Consider the following 20,392-nt stretch of genomic DNA (forward strand, 5'->3'; position numbering starts at 1 on the left):
GTTATAATAGGTTTATCAAATTTACAGGAGATGTTATTATGTATATCGAAAAAATTAATTCACCTCAAGATGTAAAAGCACTCAATACGGAAGAAATGAAACAGCTTGCACAGGAAATGCGTACAGTCCTCATTAAAAAGCTAAGTATCCACGGCGGACACTTCGGCCCTAACCTCGGTATGGCAGAGGCGATCATTGCATTGCACTATGTATTTAATTCACCTGTTGACAAGTTCGTTTTTGATGTATCTCATCAGAGCTATTGCCATAAAATTCTTACAGGCAGAAAAGACGCTTTCCTTTTTGAAGATAAATACGACGATGTTTCGGGCTATACAAATCCCGAGGAAAGCGAGCACGATTTATTTAATATCGGTCACACCTCAACTTCTGTCAGCCTTGCATCCGGTCTTGCTAAGGCAAGAGATTTAAACGGAGGCAAAGAAAATGTAATCGCAGTTATAGGTGACGGTTCACTCAGCGGCGGCGAGGCTCTTGAGGGCCTTGATTATGCAGGCGAATTTGACGGCAACTTTATTATTGTTGTAAATGATAATGATATGTCTATTGCCGAAAATCATGGCGGACTTTACAAAAACCTTAAGCTTTTAAGAGATACAGACGGTAAGGCAGAGTGTAACCTCTTTAAGGCTATGGGACTTGACTATGTATTTGTAAAGGACGGCAACGATATTGAACAGCTTATTTCTGCTTTTAATGGTGTAAAAGATATTGATCACCCTGTTGTGATTCACATTTGCACACAAAAGGGTAAAGGCTATCCTATCGCTGAACAGAACAAGGAAAATTGGCATTGGTGTATGCCGTTTGATATTGAAACAGGCAGATCTAAATTTGAGTTTGACGGCGAAAGCTATGACGATATTACTGTAAATTATCTTCTTGATAAGATGAAAGCTGACAAGAGCGTAGCTGTAATTACTTCGGGTACTCCTGCCGTTGCAGGCTTTACAAAGGATAAGCGTGTTATTGCCGGTAAGCAGTTTATAGATGTAGGCATTGCCGAGGAACACGCTGTTGCTCTCGCATCAGGTATGGCAAAGAACGGTGCTAAGCCTGTTTACGGTGTTTACAGCTCATTTATTCAGAGAACATACGACCAGATTTCTCAGGATTTATGTATCAATTCAAACCCTGTTACAATCATTGTATTTGCCGCATCGGTATTCGGTATGAACGATGTAACTCACCTCGGCATTTACGATATTGCAATGCTTTCAAATATTCCTAACCTTGTATATCTTGCACCTACCTGCAAAGAGGAATATCTTGCAATGGTAGAGTGGAGTATGTCGCAGAGAAAGCACCCTGTTGCTATCAGAGTACCGGGCAACGGTGTTATTTCAAATCCTGATTACAAGCCTGTTGATTTTGATAAACTCAATAAGTACAGTGTTGCCATAAAGGGAAGCAAGGTTGCTATCCTCGGACTCGGCACATTCTATCAGCTTGGCGAAAGCGTAGCAGATGAAATTAAAAAGCTGTATGGCATTGCCGCAACACTTGTAAATCCTGTTTACATTACAGGTACAGATGATGAGCTGCTTTCTGGGCTTGAAAAAGACCACGATGTGGTAATTACACTTGAGGACGGTATTCTTGAGGGCGGCTTTGGCGAAAAAATCGCAAGATTTTACGGTAAAACCAATGTTAAGGTGCTTAACTACGGCTTAAAGAAAGAATTTATCGACAGATATGATTATAACGAAATTCTTGCAGAAAATCGCCTTACTAAAGAGCAGATTTGCGATGATGTAAAGAATTTTATCTGATTTAAGTTGACAACCGCAATCAAATAGTATTAAAATATTAGGGCAGAGTTTTTCTGCCCTGATTTTTATTTTTGGGAGTTTTTATGAACTTAACAGAAGAACAGAGCAAGCGCTATTCAAGACAGCTTGTTATGAAAGAAATAGGAGAAAGCGGACAGAAAAAATTGCTTTCTTCAAGTGTGCTTGTAATAGGTGCAGGCGGACTCGGTTCACCTGCCCTTATGTACCTTGCAAGCGCAGGAGTAGGAACAATAGGCATTGCAGATGCCGACGAAGTTGATGTGTCTAATCTGCAAAGACAGGTTATACATTACTGTGCCGATATAGGCAAAGCAAAAGTTGAATCGGCTAAGGAGAAAATAAAGTCATTAAATCCCGATGTCAATGTAAAAACCTATAAAACATATGTGAACAGTGAAAATATAACTGAGCTTATTTCAGACTATGATTTTGTGCTTGACTGTACCGACAATTTCAGCAGTAAATTTTTGATAAACGATTACTGTGTAAAGGCAGAAAAGCCGTTTTGTCATGCAGGAGTTGTGGGCTATGAGGGACAGCTTATGACATATATTCCGCATAAGTCACCATGCTATCGCTGCGTTTTTGAAGAAGAACCCAAAGCAGGAGATGTACCCTTGCCAAAGGAAATAGGGGTAATAAGTGCGGCTTGCGGCGTTATAGGAAGTTTGCAGGCTATGGAGGCAATTAAGTTTTTGCTGTCAAAGGGCGAGCTTTTGAGCGGTTATATGCTGATTTACAATGCTTTAAATTCGAGCTTTCGCAAAATAAAGCTCCCGAAACACAACCCGAATTGTAAGGCTTGCGCAAAGCAAGATTAGTTAGAATATAGGAGAAATTATGAATATAAGAGAATACCTTAAAAAGAGTAAGCTTGTTGCAGACGGCTCTTTTGGCACATATTATTCAACAAAGTATAAGACAGACGATATACCCGAATATTCCAATATTACAAATCCGCAAAGAATTTTTGATATTCATACCGAGTATATAAACAGCGGTGCAAGGCTTATAAGAACTAACACCTTTGCATCAAACACATACTCGCTTGACTGTTCGCTTGAAAAGGTGAAAGAAAATATCAGAGCGGCTTTTGAAATTGCGAAAAAAGCGGTTGATAAAAGCGGAAAAGAAGTATTTATCGCAGGCAATATCGGGCCTGTACCTGCTGTGTTTCAGCCGGATTTTGAGGCTGTCGAGGAGGAATACTATCAGATAGCCAAAACCTTTGTTGAATTGGGCGTTGAAATTTTATGCTTTGAAACCTTTACGGATAACGAGCATATTTTGCCGGCAATAAAGAGAATCAAAGATGAGTGCAATCCGTTTATAATCGTGCAGTTCTGCGTAAATCAGTTTGGTTACAGCGAGGCAGGCGAGAGCGCCGAAAGACTTGTGAGCAATACCGCATTTTCAAAATGCGTTGACGCCGTAGGTCTTAACTGTGGAGTAGGCCCTGCCCATATGCAGCAAATATTGTCGAGAATAAATCTTAACAATAACTGCTTTATAACCGCAATGCCAAATGCAGGTTATCCTCTGCTCGTACGCAACCGAGTAAAGTATGCCGACAATCCGCTGTATTTTGCCTCTAAAGTGAGCGATATGGCTTTGATTGGTGCTGATATAGTCGGCGGCTGCTGTGGCACTACTCCCGAATATATTAAAGACCTTGCCGAAACCGTTGATTTAACACCTGCCGTAAAATCAAGTGAAACGGCAGCTAAAAAAGAATGTGAAAAGCCGATTATAAAAAAGGGCTTTTTCAGAAATACAGACGGTACAATTAAGGATAAAAAGTTAATAGCCGTAGAGCTTGCTCCACCGTTTGGTGCTGATGATAAGAAATTGCTTGAGGCGGCACATAGTCTTAAAGGGCTTGGTGTAGATGTGCTTACATTTCCTGATTCTCCGTCAGGCAGAACAAGAATTGACTCTGTTCTTATGGCTCAAAAGGTTAAAAATGAAACAGGCTTTGATGTAATGCCGCATATCTGTTGCCGAGATAAAAACGCTATTGCCATGCGTTCCACATTCCTCGGCGCAAGCATAAACGGGATAAATAATTTCCTTATCATAACAGGCGATCCGATTCCTGTTATGGCAAGACAGGTAGTAAAATCCGTATTCAATTTTGATTCTGTCGGTCTTATGCGCATTGCAGACGAAATGAACAGCGACTCGCTTAAAAATCAGCCTATCACTTATGGCGGCGCTATAAATCAAGGCAGACTGAGGATTGAAGCCGAAATAAAGCGTGTGCAAAAGAAAATGGACGCAGGCGCTGAGTTTTTTCTCACTCAGCCCGTATTTACAGCAGAAGATGCCGAGCGTTTGCGCAGAGTAAAAGAAGAAACGGGCGCAAGAATTTTGTGCGGAATTATGCCGCTGGTAAGCCGTAAAAACGCTTTGTTTATGAAAAACGAGATTTCAGGCGTTAATGTTACCGATGAAGTCATTGAGCGTTATCCCGAAAGCACCTCAAGAGAGGACGGGGAAAATATAGGCGTTGAGCTTGCCAAGGAAATGATTGCTATTACAAAAGACTTTGCAGACGGATACTACTTTTCTTTCCCGTTCAACAGAACATATTTGCTTAAAAGAATTATAACCGAAATTTAATGTAAAATATCTGTAAAGAGTTACAAATTTCTTGACAAAATATGATATTTGGTTTATTATAAAAATAATGTGAGAGTGAATCTTACATATTTTAGCGTGAAAAAGATTTCTGTTTTCATGCAAATATATGACCACTTGCATATGCAAGTTAAGCCCATACGGACAGGCGGGTCAGCTGCCGAGCGTGGCGCAAGCCACATTATTGATTGAGTTAAAAGCTCAAATTTTATAAGTCGATTACTTATCATCAGTGCAACAGCACATCACTTGTGAAACGGTCAATAAGAGCAGAACGGTATATTTGCTACATTAGCTCTGAAAACGGAATTCTTCTATTAACTGTCAGCATAAGCGGCAGAAAATAAATCATATATCCGTTATTTAACAGGTGGTGCATTGTGCCACCTGTTTTTTTGTTGCATTATTTTTGATAAGTCGAAAGGGTAATGTAAATGGATATAAACGCACAAAAGAAAGCCCCCGTATATGAGGCTTTGCAAAAATTTCGCAAACAAAGGGTTGTGCCCTTTGATGTACCCGGTCATAAAAGAGGAAGAGGAAACCACGAGCTTGTTGAGCTGCTCGGCGAAAAATGCGTTGGACTTGATGTAAACTCAATGAAACCGCTTGATAACCTCTGTCACCCTGTATCTGTAATTCTTGAGGCAGAACAGCTTGCGGCAGATGCATTCGGCGCAGGTCACGCATTCTTTATGGTAGGCGGTACAACCTCTGCGGTACAGAGTATGATATGGTCAGTGTGCAAAGCAGGCGATAAAATTATTTTGCCGAGAAACGTGCACAAAAGCGTTATTAATGCTCTTGTGCTCTGCGGAGCGGTGCCTGCCTATGTAAATCCCGATGTAGATAAAAAAATAGGTATTGCGCTCGGTATGGAACTTTGTCAGGTTGAGAACGCAATCAAAGAAAATCCCGATGCAGTGGCTATCCTTGTAAACAATCCGACCTATTACGGAATTGCCTCTGATTTAAAAGCAATCGTAAAGCTCGCTCATGCTCATGGTATGAAAGTGCTTGCAGACGAGGCGCATGGCACACATTTCTATTTTGGCGAGGACTTGCCTGTGTCTGCTATGGAGGCAGGCGCAGATATTGCGGCGGTTTCTATGCATAAATCCGGCGGAAGTCTTACGCAAAGCTCACTGCTGCTTACAAACAAAAATGTTCGCTGGGAGTATGTGGCGCAGATAATTAATCTTACGCAGACCACAAGTGCAAGCTATTTGCTTATGTCGAGTCTTGATATTTCACGAAGAAATCTTGCATTACGAGGTAAGGAGTCATTTGCAAAGGTTATGAAAATGGCTGAGTATGCCCGAAATGAGATAAACGAAATCGGCGGCTATTACGCTTACGGCAGAGAGCTTAACAACGGCAGCAGTGTTTTTGATTATGATGTAACCAAACTTTCAGTTTACACAAGAGATATAGGGCTTGCCGGAATTGAAGTTTACGACTTACTGCGTGACGAATACGATATCCAGATAGAATTCGGCGATATAGGCAACATACTTGCCTATATTTCAATCGGCGACAGAATACAGGACATTGAAAGACTTGTAGGTGCGCTTGCCGATATTAAAAGGCTTTATTCAAAGGACAATGCAAAAATGCTTAGTATGGAGTACATTCCGCCTATTGTATCGGCAACACCGAGAGATGCGTTTTATGCAGACAAAGAAATGCTGCCGATTGAACAGACGGCAGGAAGAATTTGCAGTGAATTTGTTATGTGCTATCCGCCCGGAATACCTATTCTTTCACCGGGTGAAATGATTACAGATGAAATTATAGAGTATATTAATTATGCAAAAGCAAAAGGCTGCTCAATGCAGGGTACGGAAGACCCGTATATTGAAAAACTTAATGTATTGAAATAAAGTTTTTTAAGGTTACTAATAATGCGTTTTGTAAAAAACGAACCAAAGGAGTGTTTATATGGAATTTTGGTTTTCTGAAAGACATACCGATAATGTTGAGCTTTCTATAAGAGTTGAAAAACAGCTATTCAGCGGTCAGAGCGATTTTCAGCGAATTGATGTTTTTGATTCTGTGGAGTTTGGCAGATTTCTTACTTCAGACGGTAATGTGATTTTCAGTGAGAAAGACGAGTTTACCTACGATGAGATGATTGTTCATGTGCCTATGGCGGTTCATCCGAATGTAAAAAAGGTGCTTGTAATCGGCGGCGGCGACGGCGGTGTTGCCAGAGAGCTTTCACATTATGAAGAGATTGAAGTTATAGATGTTGTTGAGCCTGACGAGATGTTTGTTGAGGTGTGCAAGGAGTATTTTCCCGACAACTCAAAGGGACTTGATGACGAGCGAGTTAATATATATTATCAGGACGGACTTAGGTTTTTAAGAACAAGTCATAACGAATATGATTTAATTATTAATGACGCAACCGACCCGTTCGGACACACTGAGGGACTTTTTACAAAAGAGTTTTACGGCAGCTGCTACAAGGCACTTAAAGATGACGGAATTATGGTATATCAGCACGGCAGTCCTTTCTATGATGAGGACGAGGGTGCTTGCAAGGCTATGCACAAGAGGGTGTATAGCTCATTCCCGATAAGCAGAGTTTATCAGGCGCATATTCCTACCTGTGCGGCAGGTTATTGGCTGTTTGGCTTTGCATCTAAAAAGTATCATCCGCTCAAAGACCTTGACGCTAAAAGATGGAACAAGCGTGGCATAAAGACATGGTATTATACAACTAATCTTCACAGAGGCGCTTTTATGCTGCCAAAGTATGTTGAGGATTTACTTGCAGAAGAAGAAAAATAATTTTATATATTGGAGGAAAACAAAATGAGCAGACTTTTAATTATCGGTTGTGGCGGTGTTGCAGGTGTTGCAATTCACAAGTGTTGTCAGAACAGCGATGTTTTTACAGAAATTTGCATTGCAAGCAGGACGAAATCAAAGTGTGACGCTATAAAAGCAAAACTTGAAAACACAACAAAAACGGTTATTACAACCGCACAGGTAAATGCCGACAGTAAGGACGAGCTTGTGGCTCTTATTAATTCATACAAGCCCGATGCGGTATTAAACCTCGCACTTCCGTATCAGGATTTAACAATTATGGACGCCTGCCTTGAAACCAAAACAGACTACATTGATACGGCAAACTATGAACCGGAGGACACAACAGACCCCGAATGGAAAGCTGTTTACGAAAAACGCTGCAAAGACCTTGGCTTTACCGCTTACTTTGATTATTCATGGCAGTGGGCATATAAAGAAAAGTTTGAAAAAGCAGGTATTACAGCACTCCTCGGCACAGGTTTTGACCCGGGTGTTACAAGCGTATTTACAGCTTATGCACTAAAGCATTATTTTGATGAAATACATTATATTGATATTCTCGACTGCAACGGCGGCGACCACGGCTATCCGTTCGCCACAAACTTTAACCCTGAAATCAATCTTCGTGAGGTATCCGCAAACGGCTCTTACTGGGAGGACGGCAAGTGGGTTGAAACCAAGCCTATGGAAATTAAGAGAGTATATAACTTTGACGGAGTGGGCGAAAAGGATATGTATCTTCTCCACCACGAGGAAATAGAATCACTTGCTAAGAACATTCCAAATGTAAAGCGAATCCGTTTCTTTATGACATTCGGACAGAGCTACCTTACACATATGCAGTGCCTCGAGAATGTCGGTATGCTTTCTACCGAGCCTGTTATGTATGAGGGCAGAGAAATTGTGCCGATTCAGTTCTTAAAGGCTCTCTTGCCTGACCCGGCATCTCTCGGCCCACGCACAAAAGGCAAGACAAATATCGGCTGTATCTTTACAGGCATTAAGGACGGTAAGAAAAAGACAATTTATATCTACAATATGTGCGACCATCAGGAGTGCTATAAAGAGGTCGGCTCGCAAGCTGTATCATACACAACAGGTGTGCCGGCTATGATCGGTGCGTCGCTTGTTCTTAGCGGTCAGTGGAAAAAGCCTGGTGTTTATAATGTTGAGGAGTTTGACCCCGATCCGTATATGGAGGCACTTAATAAATTCGGTCTTCCTTGGGTTGTTGACGAAAATCCCGTAACAGTTGAGTAAGCCGATGAAATTTACAGAATTACCAACACCTTGCTATGTAATTGATGAGCAAAAGCTGATAAAAAACCTTGAAATATTAAAAAGCGTACAAGACAGGACAGGCTGTAAAATATTGCTTGCTCAAAAGGCATTTTCCGCTTTTTGCGTGTATCCGCTTATGAGCAAATATTTGTCAGGCACAACGGCAAGCGGACTTTATGAGGCAAAGCTCGGATATGAATGTTTCGGCAAAGAAACGCACATTTTCGCACCTGCTTTTAAGGAGAATGATTTTGAAGAGATTTTAAAAATCTGCGGTCATATTGTTTTTAACTCATTTTCTCAACTTGAAAAATACAGGGATAAATGGCAAAATGCAGATGTAAGCGTAGGCATACGACTTAACCCCGAATTTTCCACACAAGAGGGACACGAAATCTATGACCCGTGCGCTTACGGTTCAAGACTTGGGGTTACAAAGGCAAATTTCAGAGAAGATTTGCTTGACGGAGTTGAGGGCTTTCACTTTCACACATTGTGCGAGCAAAATTCAGATGATTTGGTGTCTACTTTTAAGGCAGTTGAAGAAAAGTTCGGCAAGTATTTTTATAACGCAAAATGGCTCAACTTTGGCGGCGGACATCATATTACACGAGATGATTACGATACAAAGGCGCTTGTTGACCTTATAAAGTATGTTCAAAATAAATACGATGTTGAAGTTTATCTTGAACCAGGTGAGGCAGCGGCACTGAATGCAGGCTATCTTATTACAGAGGTTATGGACATTGTTCACAACGGACTTGATATTCTGATTCTTGATGCATCTGCCGCCTGTCATATGCCTGATGTTCTTGAAATGCCGTACAGACCGCCGCTCAAAAACAGCGGTAAGCCTAATGAAAAAGCGTTTACTTATCGTTTGTCATCTTGTACCTGCCTTGCAGGCGATGTAATCGGCGATTACAGCTTTGACAGTGAAGTTAAAATCGGTGACAGACTGATTTTTGAGGATATGGCGATTTACTCAATGGTAAAGAACAATACCTTTAATGGTATGCCGCTGCCGTCAATTGTGCTTATGCATAATGAAGATAACTGCGAGGTTATAAAAGAATTTTCGTACAACGATTTTAAAGAGAGGCTTTCATAAATGAGCTTTGAGTATATAAAAAACAAATTTCCGACTGACGATGGCTTTTGTATGCCTGCTGAATTTTCAAAACATTCTGCCACCATTATGATTTGGCCCGAAAGACCCGGAAGTTGGTGCTATGAGGCAAAATTTGCCGAAAAGGTTTTTGCGGAAATTATAGGGAAAATTGCGGAGTTTGAAAAGGTATTTGTGCTTGCAAGCGACAAAAAATTTGCTCACGCAAAGGCTTGCCTTGAAGGTGTTAAAAATGCGGAAGTTTTGAATATAAATTCCGATGATGCATGGGCAAGGGATACCGCCCCGACTTTTGTTGTAAACAATAACGGCGAAATTCGTGCCATCGACTGGCAATTCAACGCATGGGGCGGCGAATATGACGGTCTGTATGCAAATTGGGAGAATGACGATAAAATTCCATATGAACTTTGCAAAACGCTTGGCGTTCCGTTGTATGACGCACATCCGTTTGTGCTTGAGGGCGGCTCAATTCATACTGACGGAGAGGGCACGCTCATTACAACAGAAGAATGTCTGTTAAGTAAAGGCAGAAATCCGCAGCTGACAAAAGCCGAGATTGAAGAAAAGCTAAATAAATACCTCGGTATAAATAAAATAATCTGGCTGCCAAAGGGCATTTATAATGATGAAACCAACGGGCATATAGATAACATATGCGCATTTGTCGCTCCGGCAGATGTTGTACTTGCGTGGTGTGATGATGAAAATGACCCGCAATATGCAATATCAAAAGCGTGCCTTGATATTCTTGAAAATTCAACCGACAATAAAGGAAGAAAGATTAAGGTCCATAAACTGCCTGTTCCGAAAATTCCCGTGACAGTTACCGAAAATGATATAAAAGGATATATATTCGAGGACGGTGAGGACACAAGAGAAGTCGGAGAAAGGCTTGCGGCATCGTATGTTAATTTTTATTTTTGCAACGGCGCTGTAATTTTACCTCAATTCGGCGGTGAAAATGCCGAAAGCGACAGAGTTGCCGCAGAAATTCTTGAAAGAGTTTGTAAAGACAGAAAAATTATTCCGATTTATGCAAGAGATATTATTGTCGGCGGAGGCAATATTCATTGCATTACACAACAAATTCCGTTTGCCGATAAGGGAGGTAAAATATGAGAAAAGTTAAGGTATCGGCGGTTCAGATGAAATGTACAACCGATGTTTGGGAGAATATAGCAAATGCCGAAAAATTTGTGCGACAGGCAAAAGAAGACGGCGCAAATATTGTTTTACTCCCCGAACTGTTTGAAAGACAATATTTTTGTCAGGAAAGACGATATGATTATTATAATTTTGCAAAGCCTGCACTTGAAAATGACGCTGTACTTCATTTTTCAAAAGTGGCAAAAGAGCTTGAAATTGTAATGCCTGTCAGCTTTTATGAGCGTGACGGAAACCGACTTTTTAACAGCGTTGCGGTAATTGATGCTGACGGTGAAATTCTCGGTGTGTACCGCAAAACCCACATTCCCGATGACCATTATTATCAGGAAAAATTTTACTTTATTCCCGGTGATACGGGGTTCAAAACTTTTAAAACTAAGTTCGGTACAATCGGTGTAGGCATTTGCTGGGATCAATGGTTCCCTGAAACCGCAAGAGCCCTCGCATTAAATGGCGCTGAATTGATTTTCTATCCGACCGCTATCGGTTCAGAACCTATACTTGAGTGCGACAGTATGCCGCATTGGAGAAGATGTATGCAGGGGCACTCCGCAGCGAATGTAATTCCTGTTATTGCGGCAAATCGAATAGGCAGGGAAGATGTAACTCCGAGTGAAGAAAACGGCAATCAGACATCATCGCTGATTTTTTACGGCTCATCTTTCATTACAAACGAAACGGGAGAGATTATTAAATCTGCGTCAAGAGATGAAGAAACCGTGCTTACAGCAGAGTTTGACCTTGACGAGATTTTTCAAAACAGACTCGGCTGGGGAATATTCCGTGACAGACGCCCTGATTGCTATAAAGTAATTACTGAAAAATAAACAGATATAAAAACAGAGCAGACCTATTAATTTTAAGTCTGCTCTGTTTGTTTTTTAAAAATTAAACCTATTATTTATCCGCCTGAATTTTTACAAACTGTTCCTGCATATAGCTGTAAACATCGTCGGGTACATTTGTAAATACATAACATTTGTCGAGATATTCGTCACTCGGGAAGATAAGTTCGTTATTTTTTATATCCTCGTCAAGATACTCGTCGTATGCTTTCTGATTAGGTGTTGCGTAGTAGAGATATTCAAAGTTAGCTGCCGCAATTTCAGGTGACTGCATAAAGTTAATGAATTTTTCTGCATTTTCTTTATTTTTACTGCAAGTAGGAATACACATTGCGTCATAGAAAAGGTTTGAACCGCCCTCCGGAATTGCGTAATCCAAATCTTCGTTATTGTCCATCATAGTTACAATATCGCCTGCATAGTACGGAGCAATAGCCGCCTGACTGTTTTCCATTTCGGTAAACACCTGATCCATAACATACTTTTTAAGCAAAGACTTTTGCTCGGAAAGTTTTGCAGCCGCCTTGTCAACATCTTCTTTTGTGCATTCGGCAGGATTAATACCGCAAAGCTGCATTGCAATTGCCATAGCGTCACGGCTGTTGTTAAACATAAGAATGTCGCCGCTTAACGATTTATCCCAAAGTGCTTCCCATGAAGTTGGCTTTGTTGCCACTTTTGTTTTGTCATAAACCATTGAAGTAACGCCCCAGGTGTAGCAAACAGTGTATTTACCCTCAGGGTCGCAGGAAAGATTTTTAAAGCGTTCCATAAGGTTATCTTTGTTAGGAATGTTGCTGTAATCAAGTTCCTGCAGCATATTTTCGCTTATGAGCTTGCTTATCATATAATCCGACGGAATAACAACATCATAACTTACATTGCTGTTTTTAAGCATATTGTAAAGTTCTTCGTTGGTTTCGTAAGTGGTGTAGTTTACCTTGATGTTGTATTCATTTTCAAATTCGTCAATTACATCAAGAATACCGTCCTCGCCGTTTGCAATATATTCGCCCCAATTATAAACATTGACTTCGCCGTCATAGCTTTTGCCGCAGCCTGCCATTGCAGAACAAGCAGCAGTGCCGATAAGTAACGAAAGGGCAATGCAGCCGAATTTTTTCATTTTTCAATCTCCCTTACTTCAGTTTATTATTTCACCTTTTCCTCGTGTCTTTCACGAATGTTTATAAGAACCATTATAATCAGAATTGCCAAAAACAACAGAGCGGAAAGCGCATTGATTTTCGGCGATATTCTTCTATGTGTCATTGAGTAAATTTCAATAGAAAGATTTTGGAACTTTGCTCCTCTTGTAAAGTAAGTGATTATAAAATCGTCAAGAGAATAAGTAAAGCTCATTAAAAGTCCCGAAAATATACCGGGCATAAGCTCGTGAATTACCACCTTGTAAAATGCCTGCCATTGATTACAGCCAAGGTCAAGAGCCGCATCATAAATGCTTTGATCCATTTTGCGTATTCGTGGCATTACATTTAGCACTACAAACGGCACACAAAAGCATATATGAGCAATCAAAACAGTAACAAAACCCATTTCAAAATTAAAAAGAACGCCTAAGAATGTAAATAAAAGCATAAGCGATACGCCCATTACAATGTCAGGACTGATGATAGGAATGTTAGACACACTCTGAATCATAAGTCTTTTTTTGCCTTTGAAATTATTAATTCCGATTGCGGCGGCAGTGCCGAGTATTGTTGCAAAAACAGATGCAAGCACTGCAATTATAAGTGAATTGCCGAGTGCGTTTATTATATTGTCATCTCTGAAAAGCTGTTCGTACCACTTGAGTGAAAAACCTTTCCAAACAGTAGTTTTGCCCTCGTTAAACGAAAATATAATCAGTACAAAAATCGGCAGATATAAAAACAGCATTACAAGTGAAATATATATCTTTGAGGCAATATGCTTATTTTTCATTATGCAATCGCCTCCTCATCTCCAAAGAAATTCATAAGTACAAGGAACACAAGAATAAATATCATAAGTATAAGCGAAATAGCCGAACCTGTACTCTGGTCTGTCCAGAACACCTTGTCTATTATGTCACCGATCATAATGTCATTTGTGCCGCCCAGGTATTGAGCTACAAGGAAAGTGCTTGCCGAAGGAACAAACACAAGAGTAATGCCCGAAATTACACCCGGAATACTCAGTGGCAATACTACCTTGCTGAAAACATGAAATCCGTTTGAACCGAGGTCTTGAGCCGCCTCAATAAGACCGTTGTCTATTTTGCTCATTACGGTGTAAATCGGCAAAATCATAAACGGCAGATATTCATAAACCATACCAAGTATAACCGCACCGGAATTTCCGAGGTATGTTCCGTGTATGCCGAAGAACGATAAAAATGTATCGAGAGGGCCGTTCGTCTGAAGTATCATAACCCACGCATAAATTCTAAGCAGAAAGTTCATCCACATAGGAATCATTAAAAGCATATTTATAAGATTTTGAGTGGACGATTTCATTTTTGTGAGCTTATATGCAAGAGGGTAAGCAATTACAAGACATATAGCGGTTGAAATGAGCGCTATCCATAACGACCTGACAAACACTTCGCCGTAAAAGAAAGCCTTGTTAAATGCCTCTAAAGAAAAGTTGCCGTTCTTATCTGTAAAAGCAGTTATAGCAACCATAACCATTGGTATCATTGTAAAAACTGCCATCCAAATAATGTAGGGAATGGAGGGTTTGCGTGATTTCATCTTTAACCCTCCTCGTCAGATAAAACCTCAAACTCGGCTTTATCAAAATCAAATGAAAGCGGAACATAGGTTGCAACCTGTTCATCGGTATCACTGAGCATAAGCCATTTTCTTGTATCCGACTCAAGAATAATCTCGTTATGCTCACCTTTGTATATTACAGATTCAATATATAAATCAGTAAGGTCACCGTTGCCGTCACCTGCAAGTGAAAGCGCATCCGGCGGAAGTGTGATTTTTAATTTTGTGCCTTCTTCAAAATAATGATTTTTAACTTCAATAGTTTCATCCTCAAACTCAAAGCTGAAAGTATTTTCATCTTCGTTAGCAGAGGTAACTGTGATTTCAATTTCATTGTTGTAGAAAGGCAAAAGCTTGTTCATAATCTGAATATTGAAAGGAATTACCCGCATACCTATTTGACTTCCGATTTCGGCTGATGTGGTAGAGTGAATAAGAATTTCACACTTGCCGCACATTACGCTCATTTCGTAATGAACGCCCTTGAAAGTCGATTTAACAACAGTACCTGTAAGCTGACCGTTTTCCGGAGAAGTGATTTCAATATCCTCGGGTCGTATAACAACATCAACAGGTGTGTTTTCACCAAAGCCCTTATCTACGCACTCAAACTGCTTGCCGAGAATTTCAACCCGACAGTCGCCAAGCATTGTTCCGTTAAGAATATTTGCCTCGCCGATAAAATCAGCTACGAATGCGTTTACAGGTTCATTGTAAATATCCTCAGGCGAGCCAACCTGCTCAACAACACCGTTGTTCATTACAATAACGGTATCGCTCATTGTAAGAGCCTCTTCCTGATCATGTGTAACATATATAAAAGTTTTCTGCGAGTTCTGCTGAATTTCTTTTAATTCAATCTGCATACTTTTTCTGAGCTTTAAGTCGAGTGCACCAAGCGGCTCGTCAAGCAAAATAACCTCAGGGTCACATACCAATGCTCTTGCAATCGCAACTCGCTGCTGCTGACCGCCCGAAAGTTTTGTAACCGCTCTCTTTTCATAGCCTTTAAGGTCTACTACGGCAAGCATTTTAGAAACTCTCTCTTTGATTTCGTTCTTAGGTACTTTTTTTAGCTTTAAACCGAAAGCAACATTATCGAATACATTTAGATGTGGGAAAAGCGAGTATTTCTGAAATACTGTATTAACATTTCTTTTATTAGGCGGCATACCGTTGATTTTTTTGCCGTCAAACAGAACATCTCCACTTTCAGGCTCAACAAATCCGCCAATAATTCTGAGGGTTGTGGTTTTTCCGCAGCCGCTCGGCCCAAGGATAGTTATAAATTCCTTGTCTTTAAAGTCAAGATTAATGTGGTTTAAAATTACCTCTCCGTCAAATCGGACGAATATATCCCTTAAAGATATAATGGTATTTTTTCCTGACTGCTCCATTCACGCACCCCTGTTCGTTAAAAGTTTATGTGCTTTTTATTGCATAATTAAAGGACGGAGAGTGATAGTTGGTAATAGCCTTAACCAAGCGAACACCGTCCGCCCCCACAATTCACTGTTGCAATATTGTAAAGACAAAAGCATACCAATAAATTATAGTCTTTTTTGCAGTAAAAGTCAATTATTATATTTTTGCAAATACCGCTTTTATGCGCAGATTTATTGCATAATCCGTTAATTTGCCCGATTCAAATAAAAAAACTAAAATTTATTCACTAAGCTTGTTCCTTGCGTATACAGTAAAGCGTTTATTTGTTATAATAACTAAAAATGCTGCGGTTAATTTGTTAAAATAAAACATATATTTTTGTGGAGTATTTTGGTATAATTAAAAGGAAATCAAATACTTGGAAAGGACGGATTTCATTTATGAGTAAACTTAAAAAGCTGACAAGCGTTGTGCTTGCGGCAACTATCGTTTCTTCTGCATCTGCAATGGCTCTTACAGCAGCCGCAGCGGAAAACGATAATGCGGTTTCTGCCGCAGACTATAATCTGCAAAACAATGTTCAGGACGGCGTAATTTTACACGCTTTTAACTGGTCATACAAAACAATTAAGGAAAACCTGCCTGCAATTGCAGCAGCCGGTTATTCTACAATTCAGACATCACCTGTTCAGCAGCCGAAAGACTACTCGACATCAAGAGATGTTGCGGGTCAGTGGTGGAAACTTTATCAGCCTGTAAGCCTTTCTGTTGCTAAGAACTCATGGCTCGGCACAAAAGATGACCTCAAAGACCTTTGTGCAGAGGCTGAAAAGTACGGCGTAAAAATTATTTGCGACATTGTTTCTAACCATATGGGCAGTGAAAGCGAAGATACACCTAATGTTGTAAGCTCACAGGTTAAAACATATGCTCCTGATATTTACGACAATGCAAGTACTTTCTTCCGTAACAACAAAATTACTGTATCAGACAGCAGTGTAGAAAATGTAGTTCAGGGACATCTTAATTCCTGCCCTGACCTCAACACAAACAGCACAGTTGTTCAGAATAAGGTTATCTCACTTCTTAAGGAATGTATCGACTGCGGTGTTGACGGTTTCCGTTTTGATGCGGCAAAACACATTGAAACTCCCGATGACGGTGAATATGCTTCTGATTATTGGAAGAACATTACAGAGACTGCAGGCTCATATTACAAAACAAAAACAGGCGACAATCTTTATATTTACGGTGAGATTCTTAACAACTGCGGTTCCGGCAGAAGTTACAGTTCTTACACAAAGTACATTAGTGTAACAGATAACAAAACAGGTGACTCTGTACTCGCAAATGTGGTAAATGGCAAGGCATCGACTGCCGCAAGCTCAAACTACAAGTCAGGCGTTGCCGCATCCGATGCAGTTCTTTGGGCAGAGTCGCACGATACATACGAGGGCGAGTCAGGTTCAGGCGGTATCAAAAACACCTCTAAAGTATCTGACGAAAACATCACTAAAGCATGGGCTATCATAGCCGCAAGAAAAGACGCAACTTCACTATACTTTGCTCGTCCTGGCGCTGCTTTAATGGGCGATGCCGCTGAGGACACAACATATAAGAGCACAGCAGTTTCTGAAATCAATAAGTTCCACAACCTCTTTGTAGGTAAGAGTGAAAAGCTCGGTGCTGTTGACAATGTAGCTTATGTTGCAAGAGGTACAAGCGGTATTGTTCTTGCTAACTGCGGCGGCAATGAAAAGTCAGTCAGCATTTCAGATACAGGCCTTGCAAACGGTACTTACACAGATACAGTTTCGGGTGCTAAGTTTACAGTTGCTAACGGTGTACTTACAGGTAACATCGGCTCAACAGGTGTTGCTGTTGTTTATAACGGTACAACAACTCCAAGAAATACCTGCTCAGTAGAGAGCGGCGATTTCAAGGGCGATACACTTACAATCAACCTTGGTCTTGACAACGCAGCATCAGGTACATACTGCATTGACAATTCTAAACCTGTAACTTACACAGGTGATATTGCAATCAGAGTAGGTTCAGACTACGCTTACGGCGAAACTATTAACCTTACTCTTACAGCAACAGACGGCAAAAATACAACAACCACTACTTATAAATACAATAAGCAGGAGGCTGCGTCATCAGGCGTTTATGTATTCTTTGCATCTGAAAAGAGAGAAACAAGCGCAAGATGGAAAGCACCTTACAATGTTTACATCTATGATGAGGAAACATCTAAGGAAGAAACATACAAGGCATCTAACTGGCCGGGCACAAAGATGAACTATGATAAGGCAACAGGTTATTACTATGTAGAAATTCCTACAACCTGTATTGCAACCGATGCAGACGAAAACGAGTATGAGTCAAACTTTGACCTTGCACACTCTTCAAACACAAGAGTTATCTTCAGCGACAGCTCAAATGTAAACTCTGCTCCTCGTCAGTATCCATCGGAAAAGGGCCTTAAATTAAAAGGAACTTCTAAAATTTTTGGTCTTACAAAGACAACTTCATGGGAAGACACAACACTTGTACCTACAGTTGAATCACAGCCTGCAACTGAGGTTGTAAGAGGTGATAAGGCTTATAAGTACGGCGATATTAACACAGACGGTAAGTTTGATGTTCAGGATGTAACAGCACTTCAGCTTATTGTAGCCGAGTCAACTAAACCATCTCAGCTTATCTATGCTTTAGCTGATCTCAATCAGGACGCAATCGTTGATGTAAGAGATGTAACAATTCTTCAGTGTTATGTTGCACGCAAGACAGAGGGTACAGGCGTTACAGGTCAGGTTTATAATGCCCCTGTTAAGCCTACACAGCCTACTACTCAGCCAACAACACAACCTACAACACAGAAACCTACAACTGAGCCGACAACAGCTCCTGCTCCGCAGAAATACACGCTTTACCTTAAAACACAGCTCACATGGATGACATCAATGGGTACTAACCTCTATGCTTTTGATAACGATACAAAGCAGTCATATCAGCTTGAGCAGGATACAGATGATTACCCGAATGTATTTAAGGCTGAGGTAGACAGCACAGTTACAAATGTAACATTTTACAGAGCAAACGATATGGTTGACGAAATGTCAAAGCCATCAAGCGAAGGCCCTATATACAATGCTTGGGCAGCAACTGTAAGCAGCACAAACAACTGCTACACACTTGAAAGCGTTGATGAATCAACAGACAAAGCAACAGCGACAGTTGGCCCATATGTTAAGGAAGAGGCTCCGGAGTGGACTCTTGATGTGGTTTACTTTGATAACTCAAAAACAAAGTGGAAAGAAGTATATATTTACGGTTGGGGCAACGGCCTTTACAACGAGGCATATAAAATGACTCAGATTGCCGGTACTGATATTTGGAAATACGAACTTCCTGAGCCAATGTATCCTGGCACTGAGTGTATGCTCTTTAAGAACACATTATCTACTTGGGACAAGCAGACAAAGAATGTTAAGGTTGTAGAGGGCAAGAACCTTTATGACGGTAAGACAAAGACTTGGGTAGGTACTTACGAAGAGTAATTATTCGCTTTGCTTTATGGTTTATAATAACCAATAAAAATAATTTAATAATTTTGCAGGCATACTTTTGTGTGCCTGCAATTTTTATGGAAAATTTAATTTTAACTATTGACTTAAACTTAGCTTTAAGTGCTATGATTCAATTAATGAAGTGATAATTATATATCACATTACAAAATTGTATTTTGACTTGGAGGTATAATTATGGCAGTTAAACAGACCGCAGGCAGAGATTCGCTCGGTGAATTTGCTCCTAAATTTGCAGAAATTAATGATGATGTGCTTTTTGGCGAGGTATGGTCAAGAGAGGATAAGCTTTCACTTCGTGACCGCTCTCTCGTAACCGTTACGGGCACTTATGTCACAGGGACTTACCGATTCATCATTTAAGTATCATCTTATGTCTGCTAAAAAGAACGGCATTACAAAAACGGAAATTGCCGAAATTCTTACTCATGCAGCATTTTATGCAGGTTGGTCAAAGGCTTGGGCTGTATTCAGAATGGCAACAGAGGTGTGGGTTGACGAAAGTGAAGATGTGAGCAATAAGGAGAAGTATCAGCAGTCAATTTTATTCCCAATCGGAAACCCGAATGACGGATTTGCAAAATACTTTATCGGTCAGAGCTATCTTGCACCGTTGTCTACAACTCAGGTTGGCATTTTTAATGTAACTTTTGAGCCGAAGTGCCGCAATAATTGGCATATACATAACGCTAAAACAGGTGGCGGACAGATTTTGGTTTGCGTAGGCGGCAGAGGATATTATCAGGAATGGGGCAAAGAGGCTGTTGAGTTAAAGCTGGGTGATTAGTGAATATTCCTACCGGCATTAAGCATTGGCATGGCGCAGCTCCCGACAGCTGGTTCTCTCATCTCGCAGTTGAAGTTCCGGGTACAGAAACTTCTAATGAATGGCTCGAGGCTGTAAGTGATGAGGAATATTCAAAATTAAAATAATTTTCACTAATCAAATCATCATATAAAG

13 protein-coding genes and 2 pseudogenes are annotated in these 20,392 nt (G+C 40.5%); 11 read left to right on the forward strand and 4 right to left on the reverse strand.

Translation table 11 applies throughout. The features are described 5' to 3' along the window. The first annotated feature begins 38 nt into the window (after positions 1–38). From DXC23_RS01890 to aguB, 9 genes are all read left to right on the forward strand, one after another. The gene (locus DXC23_RS01890; protein WP_117704513.1) at positions 39–1,793 is read left to right on the forward strand and encodes a 1-deoxy-D-xylulose-5-phosphate synthase; all 1,755 of its coding nucleotides are present in this window, start codon (positions 39–41) and stop codon (positions 1,791–1,793) included. A gap of 83 nt (positions 1,794–1,876) precedes the next feature. Beyond that, entirely contained in the window at positions 1,877–2,635 is a 759-nt protein-coding gene (locus DXC23_RS01895; RefSeq protein WP_117704514.1) for a HesA/MoeB/ThiF family protein, read from the forward strand. 19 nt (positions 2,636–2,654) lie between these two features. Continuing rightward, positions 2,655–4,436 carry a bifunctional homocysteine S-methyltransferase/methylenetetrahydrofolate reductase gene (locus DXC23_RS01900; RefSeq protein WP_117704515.1) on the forward strand — a complete coding sequence of 594 codons (1,782 nt, stop codon included), beginning with the start codon at positions 2,655–2,657 and terminating at the stop codon, positions 4,434–4,436. 452 nt (positions 4,437–4,888) lie between these two features. Further along, positions 4,889–6,337 (forward strand): aminotransferase class I/II-fold pyridoxal phosphate-dependent enzyme, encoded by a 1,449-nt coding sequence (locus tag DXC23_RS01905; RefSeq protein ID WP_117704516.1) that lies wholly within the window; start codon positions 4,889–4,891, stop codon positions 6,335–6,337. Between the two features lie 58 nt (positions 6,338–6,395). Next, positions 6,396–7,250: a polyamine aminopropyltransferase gene (gene speE / locus DXC23_RS01910; RefSeq protein WP_117704517.1), complete on the forward strand. Its 855-nt coding sequence runs from the start codon at positions 6,396–6,398 to the stop codon at positions 7,248–7,250. 24 nt (positions 7,251–7,274) lie between these two features. After that, positions 7,275–8,534 (forward strand): saccharopine dehydrogenase family protein, encoded by a 1,260-nt coding sequence (locus DXC23_RS01915; RefSeq protein WP_117704518.1) that lies wholly within the window; start codon positions 7,275–7,277, stop codon positions 8,532–8,534. 4 nt (positions 8,535–8,538) lie between these two features. Further along, positions 8,539–9,666 carry a carboxynorspermidine decarboxylase gene (gene nspC, locus DXC23_RS01920; protein ID WP_117704519.1) on the forward strand — a complete coding sequence of 376 codons (1,128 nt, stop codon included), beginning with the start codon at positions 8,539–8,541 and terminating at the stop codon, positions 9,664–9,666. Continuing rightward, positions 9,667–10,806: an agmatine deiminase gene (aguA, locus tag DXC23_RS01925; RefSeq protein WP_117704520.1), complete on the forward strand. Its 1,140-nt coding sequence runs from the start codon at positions 9,667–9,669 to the stop codon at positions 10,804–10,806. It abuts the gene before it with no gap. Next, the gene (gene aguB, locus DXC23_RS01930; protein ID WP_117704521.1) at positions 10,803–11,681 is read left to right on the forward strand and encodes an N-carbamoylputrescine amidase; all 879 of its coding nucleotides are present in this window, start codon (positions 10,803–10,805) and stop codon (positions 11,679–11,681) included. Before aguA ends, aguB begins: the two co-directional genes overlap by 4 nt. Positions 11,682–11,751: 70 nt before the next feature. Here aguB and DXC23_RS01935 read toward each other — a convergent pair whose 3' ends face one another. The 4 genes and pseudogenes from DXC23_RS01935 to DXC23_RS01950 all read right to left on the reverse strand — a co-directional run. Beyond that, a complete protein-coding gene (locus DXC23_RS01935) occupies positions 11,752–12,825 on the reverse strand; it encodes a spermidine/putrescine ABC transporter substrate-binding protein (protein ID WP_117704522.1) in 1,074 nt (357 codons plus the stop codon). A gap of 26 nt (positions 12,826–12,851) precedes the next feature. Beyond that, a complete protein-coding gene (locus DXC23_RS01940) occupies positions 12,852–13,643 on the reverse strand; it encodes an ABC transporter permease (RefSeq protein ID WP_117704523.1) in 792 nt (263 codons plus the stop codon). After that, the gene (locus tag DXC23_RS01945) at positions 13,643–14,434 is read right to left on the reverse strand and encodes an ABC transporter permease (RefSeq protein ID WP_117704524.1); all 792 of its coding nucleotides are present in this window, start codon (positions 14,432–14,434) and stop codon (positions 13,643–13,645) included. Before DXC23_RS01945 ends, DXC23_RS01940 begins: the two co-directional genes overlap by 1 nt. 374 nt (positions 14,435–14,808) lie before the next feature. Beyond that, positions 14,809–15,852: pseudogene (locus DXC23_RS01950) on the reverse strand (ABC transporter ATP-binding protein); the annotation flags it as partial. A 429-nt stretch (positions 15,853–16,281) separates the two neighbouring features. On the opposite strand from DXC23_RS01950, the gene DXC23_RS01955 reads away from it, so the two are divergent. After that, positions 16,282–19,404: an alpha-amylase family glycosyl hydrolase gene (locus tag DXC23_RS01955; protein ID WP_117704526.1), complete on the forward strand. Its 3,123-nt coding sequence runs from the start codon at positions 16,282–16,284 to the stop codon at positions 19,402–19,404. Between the two features lie 204 nt (positions 19,405–19,608). Beyond that, positions 19,609–20,364: pseudogene (locus DXC23_RS01960) on the forward strand (carboxymuconolactone decarboxylase family protein). The last annotated feature ends 28 nt before the right edge of the window (positions 20,365–20,392 follow it).

Source organism: Eubacterium sp. OM08-24 (assembly GCF_003438075.1).
Classification (GTDB): domain Bacteria; phylum Bacillota; class Clostridia; order Oscillospirales; family Acutalibacteraceae; genus Ruminococcoides.

Bases quoted from the DNA above. Each gene is read 5' to 3' on its own strand.
- DXC23_RS01890 (WP_117704513.1), top strand. From the start codon at position 39: ATGTATATCGAAAAAATTAATTCACCTCAAGATGTAAAAGCACTCAAT.
- DXC23_RS01895 (WP_117704514.1), top strand. From the start codon at position 1,877: ATGAACTTAACAGAAGAACAGAGCAAGCGCTATTCAAGACAGCTTGTT.
- DXC23_RS01900 (WP_117704515.1), top strand. From the start codon at position 2,655: ATGAATATAAGAGAATACCTTAAAAAGAGTAAGCTTGTTGCAGACGGC.
- DXC23_RS01905 (WP_117704516.1), top strand. From the start codon at position 4,889: ATGGATATAAACGCACAAAAGAAAGCCCCCGTATATGAGGCTTTGCAA.
- speE (WP_117704517.1), top strand. From the start codon at position 6,396: ATGGAATTTTGGTTTTCTGAAAGACATACCGATAATGTTGAGCTTTCT.
- DXC23_RS01915 (WP_117704518.1), top strand. From the start codon at position 7,275: ATGAGCAGACTTTTAATTATCGGTTGTGGCGGTGTTGCAGGTGTTGCA.
- nspC (WP_117704519.1), top strand. From the start codon at position 8,539: ATGAAATTTACAGAATTACCAACACCTTGCTATGTAATTGATGAGCAA.
- aguA (WP_117704520.1), top strand. From the start codon at position 9,667: ATGAGCTTTGAGTATATAAAAAACAAATTTCCGACTGACGATGGCTTT.
- aguB (WP_117704521.1), top strand. From the start codon at position 10,803: ATGAGAAAAGTTAAGGTATCGGCGGTTCAGATGAAATGTACAACCGAT.
- DXC23_RS01935 (WP_117704522.1), bottom strand. From the start codon at position 12,825: ATGAAAAAATTCGGCTGCATTGCCCTTTCGTTACTTATCGGCACTGCT.
- DXC23_RS01940 (WP_117704523.1), bottom strand. From the start codon at position 13,643: ATGAAAAATAAGCATATTGCCTCAAAGATATATATTTCACTTGTAATG.
- DXC23_RS01945 (WP_117704524.1), bottom strand. From the start codon at position 14,434: ATGAAATCACGCAAACCCTCCATTCCCTACATTATTTGGATGGCAGTT.
- DXC23_RS01955 (WP_117704526.1), top strand. From the start codon at position 16,282: ATGAGTAAACTTAAAAAGCTGACAAGCGTTGTGCTTGCGGCAACTATC.